This is a genomic window from Anabaena cylindrica UHCC 0172 (assembly GCF_034931625.1).
GTDB classification, from domain to species: Bacteria; Cyanobacteriota; Cyanobacteriia; order Cyanobacteriales; family Nostocaceae; genus Anabaena; species Anabaena cylindrica_A.
On sequence record NZ_JAYGGY010000112.1, the window covers coordinates 20268 to 37704 of the forward strand.

Consider the following 17437-nt stretch of genomic DNA (forward strand, 5'->3'; position numbering starts at 1 on the left):
ACATTTTCGACCTTCAAACTATTGATATATAGGTTTTGCTTTATATGCCTAATGGCACGCTCCGCGAACAGCAAACCCTAGATAAAGATAAAATACAACGTGAATTGAGAGATACACCAAACTAATTTTTGTACCAAATGAAACTAGCATTTATCACAGGTACGCCCCAAAATGCTCAATTGGGAAGCGGTACTTTCGTCGGCAGCGCACATCTAATTAATAATCTCAGATTGCAAGGTCATACCGTTGATGTCTTTGCTCCAACTAAACCAGCGGGACCATTGGGGTATATGACGCATCGTTTTCTGTGGAACTGGACGCTAGATCCGCGTAGCTTCGACAACTATGACGTAGTAGTTGGACTAGATATGGACGGTTACACAATTGCTCATCGCATTAAACCACCTTTCATTGTCTATATTCTGGGCATTATTGCCGACGAAGCCAAATTTGAGCGAGGTTGGGTACGTACTTCTTTAGAATTGATGGCCAAAGCAGAGCGAGTGAGTGTCAATCGTGCCAAAATGGTAATTGTTACCAGCGAATATTCCCGCACCAGATTAAGTCAACTTTATGAGTATAGTCAAGATATCAACATAGTCATGCCTCCCTTTGATCTTCAAGGATGGGATGAAGCATTAGCATCTGCAAGTCAAAAGCAAGACCATAAAATTAAGCAACGTCCTACCGTCTTATGTGTAGGAGTGCAGTATCCACGTAAAAATGTTGTAACTCTGATTCGCGCTACGGAGATTCTCCGTCGTCAGATACCAGATGTAGAAGTCAGAATTGCTAGTAAAGGTCCAGAATGGAATAATTTGCGTAATTTGGCTCAAGAACTTGATTTAAATGAAAACGTCACATTTTTGGGCTACCTGCCTTATCAGGAATTAGTACATGAATATATTCATTGTGATGTATTTTGTTTACCTAGTCTGCAAGAAGGATTTGGGATTGTCTTTGCAGAAGCAATGGCCAGCTGTAAACCCATAGTTGCTAGTCGCGCTTCGTCAACTCCTGAGTTGATAGAAGATGGAGTACAAGGCTTATTAGCAACTCCTTTAGATGCAGAAGATTTAGCCAGAAAATTAGCTGAGGTACTTTTATCTCCTGAAAAAGCCCACGCTTTAGGTAAAGCAGGTAGAGCCAAAGTTGCAGAGTTTGATGCTCCCATTCTTGCTCAACATTTTACTCAGTTGTTGGCTAAACTTTAAGGCTATTCGGTAATTACTATGCTAAATTAACCAATAAAATAAATTTTAAAATCCTTGCCAGATAAGGGTTGTAGGTTAATCAAACATAAATTTGCATCAAAAACGAACAAAGCCCTTTATTTATAAGGGTTTTGGGGTAAATAAATTCATATTTGGCATAATAATTAATGAAAAGCCAACTTTAATGACTATTAAGCACTAGCGAATTTTGAATTTAACCTATGAATATATTATTGACGACTTTATCTAAATATAATAGGTGGACTTCTAAATTCAGCACTTTGTTCAAGCGAGCATTTTTGATTAGTTTATTATGTCTATTTTTCATCAATCTCAGCGGTTGTCAAACATCAAGCGTTCAAAAAAATGATCATGTCATTCAATTGACTCTTTGGCACGGGATTAATCCTCCTAATAATCGAGATATATTTAATAAATTGGTAAATAAGTTTAACCAAACTCATTCTGATATTCAAATTGAATCTATTTATGCTGGTCAACTAGAGCAACAAATTCCCAAAGTCTTAACAGCAGTAGTTGGCAATGTGCCTCCAGATATTTTATTCTTTAATCCCCAAATTACAGGACAACTGGTAGAAGCTGGAGCAATTCGCTCTTTGGAAAAATGGCTAGACAAATCACCAGTCAAGTCAGAAATTATTCCAACTTGCTTTGATGAAATGCAGTTAAATGGTCATACTTGGTCAGTGCCTTTATTTGCTGGGGATATTGGCATTTTTTACAGACGGGATTTGTTTCAAGCCGCAGGTATAAAGGAAGTGCCAAAAACTTGGGAGCAATTGCGGGAAGTTGCCAAAAAACTGACTATTGATAAAAATGGAGATCATCATCCAGATCAGTATGGTCTACTTATGCCTCTGGGTAAAAGCGAATGGACTGTTTCTATGTGGTATCCTTTTTTATTTAGTAGCGGTGGCACAGTTGTCAAAAATAACCGTCCTCACTTGGTAAATGAACAGACAATAGCTGCTTTACAATTTTGGAAAGACTTAATTACAGACGGTTCAACTAAATTTTCAGAACCAGAACGGGGTTTTGAAGAAGATGATTTTATATCCGGTCGTGTGGCAATGCAATTAACAGGCCCTTGGACATTCATCATGAAAAGTCAAGTAGATTATGATGTTATGCCCATTCCTATTAACCTAAAACCAGCCAGTGTTATTTCTAGCGGTAATATGTTTGTGATGAAAACTATAGCCGAACGAGAACAAGCTGCTTGGAAATTCCTAGAATACATTGTCAGTGAAGAATTTCAAACTGAATGGAGTATTGGTTCAGGTTTTTTACCAGTCAATATCAAATCTGCCCAAAGCCAAGCTTATCAAGAATTTATTCAGCAAAAACCTGTGATGAAAGTCTTTCTTGACCAATTGTCTGTATCAGTTGGTAGACCAATTATTTCTGGTTATAGTCGTCTGTCTGATAGTTTAGGTAGAGCTATAGAAGCAACTATGCTGGGAGAATCTCCAGAAAAAGCCCTTCAAGAAGCTCAAAGACGTTTAGATTTAATTTGGCAATAATCCATTAAGCAGGGCATAGGGAATAGCTCGTCCCTCGTCGTTCAACGTTTTCGGGCTGAATTTCTTTTGTCTATGGGGAGTTAGAAACCTCCACTATTCCCTGTATTGATCTGCCAAAAAATATTTAGCGCATGGCATATAAATTGTAAATATTCACAAATGTAGAAGGTAAACCCTCTCTTTTCTCCAATGTGATTGTGAAACCATGTTTGCTCAAAAGTGTTTTGACTTTTTCTAGCCTCCCAGCTTTATCATGAAATTCACCAATTATTTGTTTAATTTTTGACCAATGTTTTTCCTCTATCCCTTTTAAAACTTCGTATTCTTCACCTTCAACATCAATTTTTAATAAATCTATTGATTCGATTTTTAACTCTTCAATGACAGAAGATAGTGTTCTAATTGCACATTTGATTTGTGTTTTTTCTGCAAATAAATGCTGGTATAAGTTTTCTACTTTTTCTGCATTACTATCTCTATCAAGAATATCATCTTCATCAGCGATGGTATCATCAGGCTTAGTTGTAGAATTACCAGCCATGTTCGGATAAAAAGTAAATATTTGTTCTGGGTTATTTTCTGAACTTAGTCCATAGTTAAATAAAGAAATATCATTCAATGAATGTAACTTGACATTTTCTGATAAAACAGCAAAGGTATCAGGAATTGGTTCAAAAGAGTAAATTTCTAATCGAGTTGGCAATTGATTTAAAAATAAAGCAAACAGACCAATATTTGCACCTAAATCAAATATACAATCGCCTTCTTGAATAGTAATTCCATTTTTAAGATACTGCTGGTCTACAAATATTTCTGAATATATATATTCAGTTTCTTCTCTGCTACTGATGTAGTAACATTCCATTCCATTGGGAAAGTTGATTTTTTTTTGAGCTAGTGTGCTTGTCATAATTATAAATGCAGGAAAATATGAAATACTTTAACAATAGTAGGACTAAAGCTGCGTGTCATGCTCAATGTAAGATTTTAAGGTGCGTCAAACTCTACAATTCGGTAACAATCAACAGATTTTCGGCATCTGATGCGCCTTACTAATATGCGGATTGCGTAAGTCCTGAATATAATGGCTATATTTGACTCAACCCTGTCCATGTTAGCATTTAAGTGTAAGGCAGTCGATTGTTAGCAATTGTTAGCATTTTTATATCGGAGAATGGGAAATTGGATGAACTGAGGGCTGTACTGGAGTTAGCCACCGAAGAAGAACTACAGGACTTAACAGCTATTCTGTTTAGTCGCAAGTTTAATCCCCTAGATTATGTTCACACACCTGAACCGATCAAAGTACAAAGCCAAGATCGTCAAGCTTGGCTAAATGCACTAGAAGATCGTTTTCGCTTTCTAGGGGCTGATGGGATGACTGTATTACGCGGACACACTTGTCAAGTCACATATCGACAAGTGTTAATTCAAGTATGTAAGTATTTGAAAATTTCTTATTATCATAATTTAGCAACTGTTGATTTAGAAGCAGAAGTCTTTTTGCATCTTTTAGGAAAGGTGTGGAAAAAGCTGCCGGAACAAGAGAAGCAAAAATTGACCCAAAGATTACAAAACCACTTGCTTAAATCCGATATTAAACAACCATTACCCCTACATTTACAAAAAGATCCTTTAGGATTAATTTTCAAAGGTGGTAGTGCTTTGGCTGTAACTTCAGTTCTGCAACCATTTGTTTTAAAACAGATTGCCCGTCAATTTGCTATCCACTTTGCTACTTATCAAGTGGCTAAAGAAGCTGCAATTACAGGCACACAAGTGGCGAGTAAGCAGTTTCAAAGCTATGTAACAGTGAAAATGGCGCAACGAGGGATGACGATGAGTGCTGCCCGTTATGGTGCTGTCCGCAGTATGTTTGCCTTTGTCGGTCCGATGATGTGGGGTTGGTTTTTAGCGGATTTGGGTTGGAGAGCGATCGCTACTAATTACGGTCGCATTATTCCTACTATATTCACCCTAGCGCAAATTCGTCTCACCCGTGCAGAATGTTGGGAGCCAGCTTGAACAAGGCTTTTTATCATTCCCATCCTAGTTTGCAACCCGCTTGGAACTGTCTCCAATTTGGGTTGCTTGTCTTTCCTCTCAATCCCTTTGTGGGGGCTGTAACTATCTCTTTAGCCGCATTAATAACCTGGGCTAAACAATACCGCACGATTAGCCGTCGTCCCCTACACCGAGGATTTGCAGTTTTAAGTTTATTGTTGTTGATAACTACCGGGTTTGCTTCTCACCAAATGGAAGCTTTCCTGGGGTTATTCAACTTATTACCTTATTTTTTCGTGTTTGCAGGATTAACTGCCTTGATTCAAACACCTGCCCAATTACGGCAAATTGCTTGGATTATGGTGTTTGGTTCTTTACCTGTGGTAATGATCGGTTTTGGGCAATTATTTCTGGGCTGGAATTTCAATTTACAGTTTTTGTGGGTTCTCTTAGATATCACAATTTCCCCTGGTGGAGTACCATTAGGCCGGATGTCTTCTGTGCTAATGCACGCCAACACCTTAGCCGCTTATTTGGCGACTATCTTCATTTTATGTTTAGGGTTATGGCTAGAAAATTATCAAAAACTCAAAGTCAAAAATCCGTCTTTAAAAGTCTCTTATCGTCCCATCATCTTCTTAACGGTGGCGGTATTTGCCAATTTTATGGCTTTAATTTTAACTAACTCGCGGAATGGGTGGTTAATAGCGGTTTTTGCCTGTGTAGCTTATGCTTTCTATCAAGGTTGGCGGCTTCTCGTGGCTGGTTTTTTGAGTATGGCCACTAGTATTCTTTTAGCAGCTTTTGCACCTTTAGCGATCGCACAATTTTTCCGTCGCTTCGTTCCCTATTTTATCTGGGCGCGTATCAATGATGATATGTATCCCGACAGACCAGTCGCCCTCATGCGAAAAACCCAGTGGGAATTTGCCTGGAATTTAACTCAACAACATCCTTTGACTGGTTCGGGTTTACGCAGTTTTAGCGGACTCTACAAAGCACAAATGCAAACTGATGTAAATCATCCCCACAACTTATTTTTAATGTTATCTGCGGAAACAGGTTTGATTACTACTTTATTATTTTGTAGTTTACTCGCTTGGATTTTAATTGCAGCTATTCGACTTTTGTGGAGTTCAAAATATATACCATTAGAAAACAGATTAATCTTCTTTAGTTATATCATCACCTTTATCGGCTGGATATTATTTAATACTGTCGATGTTACAACTTTTGACATCCGCTTAAGTACCCTATTTTGGGTATTCTTAGCCGCCCTGTGCGGAGTAACATATCAATCAGCAGAAGTTAGGAGTTAGCAGAGAGATTTTTCAGCCCCAAAAACCGAATTTAACTGTAAATCCAGTTCCCCTCCTCGCTTGCGGGGAGAGGCTTTGAACTTGTTCTTTGTATTATCCGATCTGCCGCGTTCCTGAACATCTCACACCTTAATTTGCTGATGTGTAATTTTAAGATTTAGGAAAGTAGCTAGATTTTCCAGCATTTCTAATTCACTTTTCCAATCTTGACCATAATATAAAGATAAAGATATACGTTCACCTCCAGACATCAATAAGATATAGGAAGTTGTAATATCATCACTTTTATCAATTTTGTCCTCCTTTATCACCTCCATAACTTCACTAAGTTGGTGTTCAATTACCTTATTTTTGAGTAAGCCTCTTTGCCGAATTATGATTTTATTAGTAATTTTATCAAAAGTTATATTTCTGTAATAAGGAATGACAATTATAAGAATTAAAAATCCCATACCGAGACTGAAAAACAATAATCCCAGTAATAGTTGTCTTACTTTTAGTTGTGTAGAAAATTCTAGTTGAAAACTATTTTGGGTTTTATTGGTAATAAACCCATTAATTTGAGATGCTATACTCTGGGCTTGATCTTCTGATTCATAGCCAATAAGAGTAAAATGATCATAGTCAGTTTTCAATTTTACCAAATATTGATCATCATTACTTTCTCCAGATAGGGTAGCTACAATTGCTGCATTTATTCCCTCTAAAAAAGTTTCTTGTTTTAGTCCTAGCCATAATTCGTTTTCTTTAAAATTACAACTAGGATTATTTACAGCAATTCTGTTACAGGAAAATACAAAATTTCTCGGTAAAGTTGAATAAGTAATAGCCAGTCCAGAAACTGTAAGTCCTATGGTGAGTAATCCAGAAAAAAAGATTTCACCAAAAGGGTTATTGTGCAATACCAATTCATTTTTCATTTTGTTAATGGAATCAGGGTGACTTTGTTACCAACTCAATCTTTCCTTGTTCAATTACATCCTGTAATGATAAATGCTGCCCAATAATAAGGATTACTGTAAGGCTGTGTGTGAGATGCTAATTTGCTATGGTTATAAATTTGTGTGGTTACATAGTTCTTGATTTGGAATTCTTCTGAATGCAAATTATGCAATAAATCTTCATACCATGCGATTAGTTCTGCAACCGTTATGTTTCTCAGCCAAGTTGTTGCTTCAGCTAAGGATATAACTGGTGAATGATGGGTAAGTAATCTGCGGTAAAACTCTATAATTACTAAATTCGTTACTGATGATTCTACAGTCCAAATTGTACTCACCACATAGGGAACACCTCCATTTAACAAACCAGTTGCTAAACCTACATATTCACTGCTGATATTCTGAATATTATTACTAATATTTTCAGAATTTGTGAAGGTAAAAAGATTGTAGTTGGTGAAACTATGCTGGCAAATTTGTTCTAAAGTCAGGTTTTCTTCCCCTGTTACAACCAAAGCAGATTTTTGGACTTCACTCAAATTGTTAATAGCGTGTCCAGTAAAATGAAAGATGTTGTAATCTGCCACTAAAGCATTTTCTAAATTATCTCTGGTAACTTGTGTACCTTTCATATGTTGGGCATAATCAAACATCTGTCTGACAATTAACGATGCCAACTCAGAAAACTCGTTATTATCTGCGCTTGCGGGATTTTCTACACTCAGAAATTTTTGTTGTTGCCAATTTGATAATGAATTTGTTTTTAGATCAAGACCTATTTGAATGCTGGGTAAATAATTAATGGTGTAATTTAGTAGATCTGGTTGATGAAGAGGAAACAGTGCATGAACAGGCAATTTGTGTAAATCACGATGGGGAATTAAAATTAGGTTAGTGATACCTTCAAGTTCCTGAATAATTGTGGAAATATTCAGAATATTTTGCAGTTTTAATAACCTCTGCTCCATATCAAAATTCCAGGAATGATTGTGGTCATTTTCTGGATATTGATTTTGGCGATATCCCTGATATTCTTTTTGCCAATCTTCTAACCAGGTTTCAAATTCAATTAAACGTTGTACTGCTTCAGGTATGGCTTCTACATCTTGTATTGGTGTTAATAAGAGAATAGGAGATGGGGCTTGGTCTTTAATAATAAATGTGTGTAAAGCTGCTGGGCTGAGATGCCAGTAAATTATTGCTGTTGTGGGATTAAGTAGTTGTTGAATTGCGTCATAGTTGGGGAAATAAATTTCTTCATTTCCAGCAGAAAGCAATAATTTCAAACAGGTATTTTTACCTTGTTCGGCAATTTCCCAAGCTTCTACTAAATCACCAACATTTACTGCTAAATCAACAGCTAATTGCGTTAAGCCTGCAAATTTGAGAGCTAGTTGTTTTTTACTTTGCTGAGGACGGGTTGTTTGATTGAGTAATTGTTGTAATAAATCTAGTCCTTGTTGTTGTATTTCTTGGGCTGATGCTGTTTGTCCTAAACCTACGAGTACTTTGGTCAGAGATTGCAAAACATCTAGATGCAATTCTGAAAAATCTTCTGCTGTGAGAGTTAATAGTGCTTGTTGGTATTCAGATGCTGCTTTTTGCCAAAAATAGCGGGGTATGGGTTGTTTTTTACCTTGTTCATAGTGTGTATTACCCATTGCTAGATGCAATCTTCCCCAACCTTCGGGGTGGGTATCGGGACGAAGATATTTTAACCCTTCTTGATATGTGGCTAATTTACCTTCATAGCCACGCTGATTGAGGGCTGAATTGGATGCAGCGATGCGACTGGGTATATTCAGGGTTAATTTGTCATTAACTAAGTTAGCAACGGCTCCAGCACGACCTAGCCACGCTTCCCAGTAGTCTAGTTTGATTTCTAAGGCGCTATCATAGCAAGCGATCGCTTCGGGAAATCTGTCTAAGTAGAATAGGGCTACGGCTTGGTTGTACCAGGCGGGGTGAAAGTCAGGTTTGATGGTTATGGCTTGTTGATAGGAAGTGATGGCTTCTTCACGTCTTCCTAGGTTCTCTAAGGCTATGCCTCGGTTGTAACAGGCTAAGTAGACATCTGGTTGAATTGCCAGGGCTTGATCCCAGGATTCAATGGCTTCTGACCAGCGTTTTAAATTGAATAAGACCACACCCCGATCAATCCAGACTTCGTGATAGTCGGGTTGGATGTCTATAGCTCGGTTGTATGAGGCGATCGCATCTTCGTATTGTTCACCCACCGCTAGGGCTACCCCCCGGTAATACCAAGTTTCCTGGTCGTGGGGTTGTAAATTCAAGGCTTGATCATAACTAGAAATAGCTTCCCAAATTAGTCCTAACTTTAGAAGTGCTAAACCGCGACTAGACCAAGCTTCTTGGTAATTGGGTTTAAATTGGATAGCTTGATCAAAAGAAGCGATCGCATTATCAAAGTCTCCAAACTCCCCTAGAATACCTCCCCTGTTGTACCAGGCCTTGTGGAAATCAGGTTTTAGACTCAGAGCTTGGTCATAGGATGCGATCGCTTCTTCAAGCCGTTGTAAATGAAATAGCGTCAACCCTTGGTTAAACCAATATTCATGATCTTCTGGTTGCATTTTAGTAGCTTGGTTATAAAAAGCTAATGCTCCCAATAAATCACCAGATTTAGCTTGCTGCAAACCTTGGTAAAACCACGCTTGAGCCTGGTTAGTCACAGTTAGTTGAAATGATGGTCGCTCAATCATGGCTTGGCTTTCACGGATTGCTAGTTCCGAAGCCAGTTGTTGAACTAAATTAGTACTTTGCTCCAACCGCACCACCAACTCATCTAGAGTCTGTGCAACCTGCGGTTCTAAATTCACAAGCGATCGATTCCAACTCTCTGTTAAAGAAGAAGTTGCAACTTGGTCTAATTCCTCAACAGTTGAGGCTTCTTCCCCAACATACTCAAAAACCACAGCCTCAGATAAATCTGCTTGGGCATCTTCATAACTCAATTCTTCTGAGTTAACCCATATTTGCTCCAATATTGGGGATGCTGCTGAGGTATTGACAGTTTCTTCATGATCATGTTCCCATAACTTTTCACCCAAATCTCGCAGTAATTTTTGCCCTGGAGTCTCTTCTTCCAGTGGCTTTACTGCTGCGGCTGTCACCTCGACTGGCTCAGAATTTGATACATACTCTTGATTTAAGAAATCACGCCTCAATAATTGAATACCAATTTCAGCCGCAAGTTCACCAACTCTGCCGACATTTAGTTCACCTAGTTGCACCATCCGCGTTGCTATCTGACTATTTGGTGCTGGTGAAGCTAACAATTTTTCACCAAATATCAGCAGCCAATCTATCCAGCGCTCAACACTAATCCGAGGTTCCATCCGCTGCAAATACTTCAGCGCCCATTGTTGTCCTCGTGCTTGATGCACACCTTCCAGCAGCTGGTTAAACAAAACTTCCAGATCCGCATTGGTTAATTCAGGTGGAGAGTTTACCACCCTATATCCCTTATCAGCGTCGGCATTATGAGTCCGACGACTGTCAAAAGGGTACTTCAAAAAACTGTTAAGCCACTGCAATAGCCACCTGAGCATTTGCCACATTCTTGGATTTTCTTTCTCCTAGATTGTAGCCATCGTTGTGTCAAAAAAATCATGAATCACCTAACAGACCTGATAAGTAGCCTATACTGCCTTGATATAGTCATAAAAACTATACAAAACTTTATTCAGTAACCAGAAATTACTTCTACTATTCAGTACTCAATACTCGGTACTCAATACTCAATACTCAATACTCAATACTCGGTACTCGGTACTCGGTACTCGGTACTCGGTACTCGGTACTCAGTACTACTCAACAGATGTCTGGGATTGATTCAAGAGTGTCTGGATAATAATTTCCGGATCATCAGTTTCAATTGCCAAATCTTGGGCAATTTGCTGACGGAGATTTTGATCATCTTGCAACATCACAAGCAATTCATCCCAGGTCAGAGTTTGGTAGTCTTCCTCTAGAAAATTCCCATCATCTGCTTCTGTTGATACCACGTAGGTGATTGACTCTGAAGTAACTTGACTGATAGTATCTGGCCCGTCATATTCCCAAATCGGTTCACCTTGATTGCGTGTCAACAACTGCATACCAATATCATAGGCAAGGTCGCCAATTTCACCAATGTCTAACTCACCTAGCTGTACTAACCGCGCCGCTAATTCATTATTGGGTGTACGTGATGTTAATAATTTTTCACCAAATTGCTTTAACCAGTCTAGCCAGCGTTGAGTTGTGATGCGATGCTCAATTTTATGTAGCCAGTTTTGCGCCCAAGCCTGGCCTCTAGCTTGATGAACTCCTGCCAAAAGTTCTGTAAACAGAAATTCTAAATCCGTATCACTTAGCGGTGGTGCTACTTCTTTCTGCACATCTTGTGTGACTGGAATGAAATTTTGGTTGTTACGAAAGAACGGCTGAAAAAATTTTTTCAGCCACTGAATTAGCCGCTTGAGCATCTGCTGCACCATTGAGTGTTGCTTCTCAAATTTTAGCGATGTTGGGGGACAAGCCGCTATCCATTCTTGACTAGAAGCCAGGAACTATAAATCATAAAAATTACATTATTTTATTTAAACTAAGTAAATTTACTAGTCATATTTTTTCTCAAGGGGAAATCGCCATGAGTTGTTAAAATAGTTAAACCCCGAACTCGACTCGGTGCTACGAATTAACTATCAAGGGCATTGAAATTTCTCTCCATGTCTTACGAACCCCTACACCACAAGTATCGCCCGAAAAGTTTTGCTGAATTGGTGGGACAGGAAGCGATCGCTACTACCCTCACCAATGCGATTAGCTCTTCTAAAATTGCCCCTGCCTATTTATTCACTGGCCCTAGAGGTACGGGGAAAACTTCTAGCGCCCGAATTTTGGCAAAATCTTTAAATTGTCTTAAAAGCGACAAGCCAACTGCTGAACCATGTGGAGTTTGTGATAGTTGTCAAGGCATTGCTAAAAGCTATTCCCTCGATGTCATAGAAATCGACGCTGCTAGTAACACTGGTGTCGATAATATCAGAGAATTAATTGAAAAGGCACAATTTGCCCCTGTGCAGTGTCGGTACAAGGTTTATGTGATTGATGAATGTCATATGTTAAGTACCGCAGCATTCAATGCGTTATTAAAAACACTAGAAGAACCACCCAAGCATATTGTTTTCGTTTTGGCAACAACCGACCCCCAGCGCGTATTACCAACAATTATTTCTCGCTGTCAAAGGTTCGATTTTCGACGGATTCAGTTAGATGCAATGGTGAAGCATTTAAGCCATATTGCTTCCCAAGAAAATATTCATATTTCACCTGATGCTATCACCTTAGTAGGACAACTTGCTCAGGGTGGCTTGCGAGATGCTGAAAGTTTATTAGATCAATTAGCTTTGGTGGCTGGGGAAGTAACACCAGATCAAGTGTGGGATTTAGTGGGTTCAGTCAGTGAAAAAGATTTATTGGGTTTGTTAGATGCGATCGCTCAAGATAATTCCGAAATCGTGCTAGACTCTACCAGACAAATCCTAGATCGCGGCAGAGAACCCATCATAATTCTCCAAAATTTCGCCGCCTTCTATCGAGATTTACTCATAGCCAAAACCGCCCCAAATCGTCAAGATTTAGTTGCTTGTACTCAACAAACCTGGACAACACTAATTAACTTTGCCCAAAGGTTAGACATAACCACCATTTTACGCGGACAGCAACACCTCAGAACCGCAGAAGTCCAACTGAAAAACACCACCCAGCCCCGTTTGTGGTTAGAAGTCACATTACTCGGCTTATTACCCAGTGCCAATATTCAGCCACAAGCGCCCAGTATTCCCCAGCAAGTAAATACACCTGCGGTATCTCCAACTTCTTACCAACCAGCTACACCACCACCAACTTATACCCAAGCAAATCACAATTCAGCAACAGCTACACCACCAGCTTATACCCAAGTAAATCACAATTCAGCAGCAGCTACACCACCACCAGAACCTGTATATGCTACTCCTCCAATAGTGACACATCAAACCGCACCTTTGCAGGAAGTTGCGGCAGGATCAGAGTACGACTTAACTCAAGTTTGGCAACAAGTGCGTGCTAATTTTCCCATGCCTTCACGACAAGCTTTATTAGGGCAAATGTGCCAGCTAATAGAATTTAATGGTAATGAAGCGCGTGTTGCTGTCAAAGGATTAAAATGGTACGAAACCCTTAAATCTGATCTGCCAATGATGAAGGCAGCTTTTCAGAAGACTTTTCAGCATGAAATCCAAGTAAAGCTAGAACTAGCAACTTCATCAAGTTCTACCTCAGCCAGAAAAAATCCTTCCCCACAAGATTCTACTCGCGTTCAACAACCACCAACAACACCCACTTATAACCAGCAAATTCAACCACCTACACCAGCACCAGCGCCCATACCACAACCAAATCAACCACCACCAGAACCTACAAGAACTGAACCTGTAGCGAATAACACAGCCCCCGTCCAAACCCTATCACCCCCGCCAACCCAAGCACCTGTGCCAACTTGGGATAATGACGAAGTGGCCAATGCGGCTAAAAGTCTAGCAAATTTTTTCTCTGGAGAAATCATCCGCTTCACAGATGATACTTTCGATTTATCTGATGCTACACCTTCAGCAGAAGTTGAGATATATGAATCAGATTATGACTATGATTAAACTCAATGGGCTTTATCTCGTTCCTAGTCTCTGACTAGGAATGCCATCAAAGAGGCTCTGCCTCTACTGTAACTGATAGCGATCATAGAAGGCAGAGCCTTTAGAATTTATTCCCATACAGAGTTATGGGAACGAGAAACTCAAAAATCAATTATTCCATTAAAAATTTTTCTACACACCTGACAAACATTTCTACACCGATGACTAAAGCGGTTTCATCAAAATCAAATCGGGGATGATGATGGGGATAATCTAACTTTTTTGCTGCATTAGCTGAACCTAAAAAGAAATAACAACCTGGAACTTCTTGCAGGAAAAATGACATATCTTCACCTCCCATTGTCTGACATTCAGGAACTATACCTACAGGAGTTTCTATGACTGCTTCTGCTACAGAATGCACTAATTCTGCTATTTTTGCATCATTAATTACTGGGGGATAAAGATTAATATAATTCAATTCATAACTGGCATCGTGACTTTGACAAATTCCGGTGATAATTTGCTCCATTCGTTGTTTAAAAAACCCTGCTAACTCAGGATTAAAATATCTAACAGTTCCAGTCATTCTGGCAGTGTCTGCAATGATGTTAACTGCTGTGCCTGCATGAAGTTCACCCACTGTGACTACTGCTGAATCAATGGGGTTAACGTTGCGTGAGACAATTGTTTGCAAGGCGTTGACGATTTGGGCTGCTACTATAATTGAATCAACGGTTTGATGTGGCATTGCACCATGTCCACCCTTACCGAAAATATTGCAGTGAAATAATTCCACCGCAGCCATTAATGCACCAGCGCGAACTCCCACAGTTCCCAGAGGTAAATTATTCCATAGGTGTAAACCGATAATGGCATCAACATCCGGGTTTTTGAGGACTCCTGCGGCTATCATGGGTTTTGCACCTCCTGGCCCTTCTTCTGCGGGTTGGAAGATAATTTTCACCGTTCCAGGGAAGTCTTGACGATGGTGATGGAGATAGTATGCTGTTCCCAGTGCGATCGCAGTATGACCATCATGTCCACAAGCGTGCATCACTCCACTATGCTGTGAGCAATAGGCAACTTCATTTTCTTCTTGAATTGGTAAAGCATCCATATCAGCACGAATCGCTAAAACTTTACCATGCTGAGATTTTTCACCTTTGATAATAGCGACAATACCAGTTTCGGCTATTCCAGTTTGATGTTCTATTCCCCATTCTTGCAACTTTTGAGAAATAAATTCAGCCGTTAATTTTTCTTGAAAACCTAATTCTGGTTTTTGATGTATGCGTCGTCTCCATTCTATCAATTGCGGTTGTAATGAGCGAATTTGCAACCGGACATTAGCAAGATTTTCAGTAGAAGAATTTGGAATTGTAGAAATCATTGTGAAGACAACTAAATATAAATAGAGTTAACTTTAGCTTATCTTACTCCATAAGGTATACTAAATTTGAAACTGAAAATGCTGTGAGGAGTGAGGATTGGTAGTTAATTTTTGAATTTGAGTTGATTGTGGATAGCATGAAGCAGCCAAGAGAAATGCCTGGAAACAACAAGGAACAAAAGAAATATTTTTCTGGTAAGAAGAAATAACATACTTTTAAAAACCAAGTTGTATCTATGCGTGGAGCCAAAGAAATTGTATATATGGTAGTAGGAGTTAAGGGTCAAACAAGTGATATTTCTTTGTTTCGTAATCAGCAACAGAAGTTTGCTGCCGAACAATCATTTCAAGGGGATAAAGCTTATATAGGTGGTACGAATATATCTACCCCTCATTATTACATTGACTCTGGCTTTCACTGAAACTATCTCTAAGCAAGACACAGACAGCTTTTTAAATTTTCGGACAGGTCTATTGAAGAATATCTAGAAAATTCCCCCATTGACTTGAATATTCTGTCCTGTCATCCAGTGAGCATCATCGCCAATCAAAAAGGCCACTACACTTGCAATATCATCTGGTTGTCCTAACCGTCCTAAGGGTGTTTGCTGAACGATTTGTTCTACAGCTTCCTTCGGCATAGTGAGTCCATCAGTATCAGTTGCACCTGGGGATATCACATTTACTGTTACTTGACGATGGGCTACTTCCTTGGCAAGGCAAAAAGCAAATCGTTCCCCCGCCGCCTTGCTTGCGACATAAAGCCCCGCAGCAGCCATAGGAATCATCGTACCTGCTGTAGAGAATTGAACGATTCGCCCCCCATCTTTGACGCGCTTGGCAGCCGTTTGCAAGACATACATTGCACCTCTAGTATTGACCGAAAATATTTTCTCAAAATCTTCATCGGTTAATTCGGCAATGGGGCTAAACATGGATACTCCTGCCGCATTTACCACAATATCAATCGCCCCGAATTTCTGCTCAGTTTCGTCAAATAAACGCAAAACGTCTGCTTTGTTTGCCACACTACCTTGAATTGAGATCGCCCGTCCGCCGTTCGATACAATCTCTTGCACCACAACCTCAGCTTTGTCTGGGGAGGAAACATAGTTCACTACCACGGCCGCGCCATCTTGACTGAGTCGTTTAGCAACAGCCCGTCCAATACCGCGAGATGAAGCGGTGACGATCGCCACTTTTCCAGTTAATGTCGCCATAGTCTTAATCCTCAGTCATTTTTATTTGTTATTCATCTACTTTAGATTTTTGTTCTCAAAAGATTAAGATGGGTTTGCGGAAAAGACTGTTCCATAAAAGCAACAATCCTAGTGATTATTATCGCCAGCTAAAAGTGTTATGGAAAATCTTAATGACATCATGATTTTTACAAAGATTGTGGAGCAGGGAAGTCTCACGGCGGCTGCGGAGAACCTGACACTCCCGAAATCTTCAATTAGCAGGGCGCTATCTCGTTTAGAAGCACAGCTTGGCACGCGACTGTTACAACGTTCCACTCGTCGTATCCATCTCACAGAAATTGGTCGCTGCTATTATGACCATTGCTGTCGGATTGTTCAGGAATTAGAAGTTGCGAATAGTATGGTGGAAAATTACCAATCTCAGCCATCAGGACTACTACGGATTACGGCTTCCTATATTTTGGGACAAGCTTTTTTAGGGGCAATCGTGATCGAGTTCTTAAACTCTTATCCCAATGTACAATGCAAAGTTGAGCTATCAAATCGTCGTATAGACCTAATAGAAGAGGGATTTGACTTAGGAATTAGGATAGGGAAGTTACCCGACAGCTCATTGATGATGCAACATTTGGGACAAGCTACTGCTGCATTATTTGCAAGTCCAATTTATCTTGAAAAGCATGGCAATCCTCAAATCCCTGAGGATCTTCAAAATCACATTCTGCTAGATAATACTAAAACTCTTAAAAAAAGCTGGAAACTCTGTCAAGGTTCATTACAGACTGAAATTCCTGTTTTGCCTCGATTAGTTTGTAATGATATGGCAATTTTATTAGAAGCCGCGATCGCTCATCAAGGGATAGCAGTTTTACCTATATTTGCAACGATCGATGCAGTAAAGAATTTTCAACTAAAGCCAGTTTTACAAGATTGGTATGTTAAAAAAGTTGAGATTAACGCGCTTCATCCATTTTATAAAGACCTATCGCCAGCCGTTAATGCTTTTATCAATTTAGCAAGACAATCCTTGAAGAATGTCTTGAGCGATGTGTAAATGTTGTTAGGCGATGCCTGCGGTGAGCGAAGCTATCGCCTAACTCCTCAAATCGCCAATATAAGCCCCAATTTGTTTAAGTCCCT

The 17437-nt window shown here is 39.5% G+C and carries 13 protein-coding genes; 7 read left to right on the forward strand and 6 right to left on the reverse strand.

The window, feature by feature from the left end:
• Positions 1–137: 137 nt before the first annotated feature.
• Both VB713_RS24950 and VB713_RS24955 read left to right on the forward strand, forming a co-directional pair.
• Positions 138–1214: a glycosyltransferase family 4 protein gene (locus VB713_RS24950; RefSeq protein ID WP_323314187.1), complete on the forward strand. Its 1077-nt coding sequence runs from the start codon at positions 138–140 to the stop codon at positions 1212–1214.
• Between the two features lie 221 nt (positions 1215–1435).
• Positions 1436–2758 carry an ABC transporter substrate-binding protein gene (locus VB713_RS24955; protein ID WP_323314188.1) on the forward strand — a complete coding sequence of 441 codons (1323 nt, stop codon included), beginning with the start codon at positions 1436–1438 and terminating at the stop codon, positions 2756–2758.
• A gap of 124 nt (positions 2759–2882) precedes the next feature.
• On the opposite strand, the gene VB713_RS24960 is transcribed toward VB713_RS24955, so the two are convergent.
• Entirely contained in the window at positions 2883–3668 is a 786-nt protein-coding gene (locus VB713_RS24960; protein ID WP_323314189.1) for an FkbM family methyltransferase, read from the reverse strand.
• A 272-nt stretch (positions 3669–3940) separates the two neighbouring features.
• Between VB713_RS24960 and VB713_RS24965 the strand changes: the two genes are divergently transcribed.
• Positions 3941–4783, forward strand: a complete 843-nt coding sequence (locus tag VB713_RS24965) for a YaaW family protein (protein ID WP_323314190.1) — start codon at positions 3941–3943, stop codon at positions 4781–4783.
• Positions 4765–6081, forward strand: coding sequence for an O-antigen ligase family protein (locus tag VB713_RS24970; protein WP_323314191.1), 1317 nt, complete (start codon positions 4765–4767; stop codon positions 6079–6081). Before VB713_RS24965 ends, VB713_RS24970 begins: the two co-directional genes overlap by 19 nt.
• Before the next feature lie 122 nt (positions 6082–6203).
• On the opposite strand, the gene VB713_RS24975 is transcribed toward VB713_RS24970, so the two are convergent.
• The 3 genes from VB713_RS24975 to VB713_RS24985 form a co-directional block, all read right to left on the reverse strand.
• Positions 6204–7001, reverse strand: coding sequence for a hypothetical protein (locus tag VB713_RS24975; protein ID WP_323314192.1), 798 nt, complete (start codon positions 6999–7001; stop codon positions 6204–6206).
• 50 nt (positions 7002–7051) lie between these two features.
• Positions 7052–10603: a tetratricopeptide repeat protein gene (locus tag VB713_RS24980; RefSeq protein WP_323314193.1), complete on the reverse strand. Its 3552-nt coding sequence runs from the start codon at positions 10601–10603 to the stop codon at positions 7052–7054.
• A 249-nt stretch (positions 10604–10852) separates the two neighbouring features.
• Positions 10853–11524: a hypothetical protein gene (locus tag VB713_RS24985; protein ID WP_323314194.1), complete on the reverse strand. Its 672-nt coding sequence runs from the start codon at positions 11522–11524 to the stop codon at positions 10853–10855.
• A gap of 231 nt (positions 11525–11755) precedes the next feature.
• Between VB713_RS24985 and VB713_RS24990 the strand changes: the two genes are divergently transcribed.
• A complete protein-coding gene (locus tag VB713_RS24990; protein WP_323314195.1) occupies positions 11756–13723 on the forward strand; it encodes a DNA polymerase III subunit gamma/tau in 1968 nt (655 codons plus the stop codon).
• A gap of 151 nt (positions 13724–13874) precedes the next feature.
• Here the strand turns inward: VB713_RS24990 and VB713_RS24995 are convergent, their stop codons facing one another.
• The gene (locus tag VB713_RS24995) at positions 13875–15095 is read right to left on the reverse strand and encodes a M20 family metallopeptidase (protein WP_323314196.1); all 1221 of its coding nucleotides are present in this window, start codon (positions 15093–15095) and stop codon (positions 13875–13877) included.
• A gap of 236 nt (positions 15096–15331) precedes the next feature.
• On the opposite strand from VB713_RS24995, the gene VB713_RS25000 reads away from it, so the two are divergent.
• Complete coding sequence (locus VB713_RS25000; RefSeq protein WP_323314197.1) at positions 15332–15517, forward strand: hypothetical protein; 186 nt, start codon at positions 15332–15334, stop codon at positions 15515–15517.
• Between the two features lie 63 nt (positions 15518–15580).
• Here VB713_RS25000 and VB713_RS25005 read toward each other — a convergent pair whose 3' ends face one another.
• The gene (locus tag VB713_RS25005) at positions 15581–16315 is read right to left on the reverse strand and encodes an SDR family oxidoreductase (RefSeq protein WP_323314198.1); all 735 of its coding nucleotides are present in this window, start codon (positions 16313–16315) and stop codon (positions 15581–15583) included.
• A 139-nt stretch (positions 16316–16454) separates the two neighbouring features.
• Here VB713_RS25005 and VB713_RS25010 point away from each other — a divergent pair, with 139 nt between their 5' ends.
• Complete coding sequence (locus tag VB713_RS25010) at positions 16455–17351, forward strand: LysR substrate-binding domain-containing protein (protein ID WP_323314199.1); 897 nt, start codon at positions 16455–16457, stop codon at positions 17349–17351.
• Positions 17352–17437: the final 86 nt, after the last annotated feature.

Coding starts and splice junctions, on each gene's coding strand:
- VB713_RS24985 (WP_323314194.1), bottom strand. CDS start 11,524: ATGGTGCAGCAGATGCTCAAGCGGCTAATTCAGTGGCTGAAAAAATTT.
- VB713_RS25005 (WP_323314198.1), bottom strand. CDS start 16,315: ATGGCGACATTAACTGGAAAAGTGGCGATCGTCACCGCTTCATCTCGC.
- VB713_RS24970 (WP_323314191.1), top strand. CDS start 4,765: ATGTTGGGAGCCAGCTTGAACAAGGCTTTTTATCATTCCCATCCTAGT.
- VB713_RS24955 (WP_323314188.1), top strand. CDS start 1,436: ATGAATATATTATTGACGACTTTATCTAAATATAATAGGTGGACTTCT.
- VB713_RS24950 (WP_323314187.1), top strand. CDS start 138: ATGAAACTAGCATTTATCACAGGTACGCCCCAAAATGCTCAATTGGGA.
- VB713_RS24995 (WP_323314196.1), bottom strand. CDS start 15,095: ATGATTTCTACAATTCCAAATTCTTCTACTGAAAATCTTGCTAATGTC.
- VB713_RS24980 (WP_323314193.1), bottom strand. CDS start 10,603: ATGTGGCAAATGCTCAGGTGGCTATTGCAGTGGCTTAACAGTTTTTTG.
- VB713_RS24960 (WP_323314189.1), bottom strand. CDS start 3,668: ATGACAAGCACACTAGCTCAAAAAAAAATCAACTTTCCCAATGGAATG.
- VB713_RS24990 (WP_323314195.1), top strand. CDS start 11,756: ATGTCTTACGAACCCCTACACCACAAGTATCGCCCGAAAAGTTTTGCT.
- VB713_RS25000 (WP_323314197.1), top strand. CDS start 15,332: ATGCGTGGAGCCAAAGAAATTGTATATATGGTAGTAGGAGTTAAGGGT.
- VB713_RS25010 (WP_323314199.1), top strand. CDS start 16,455: ATGGAAAATCTTAATGACATCATGATTTTTACAAAGATTGTGGAGCAG.
- VB713_RS24975 (WP_323314192.1), bottom strand. CDS start 7,001: ATGAAAAATGAATTGGTATTGCACAATAACCCTTTTGGTGAAATCTTT.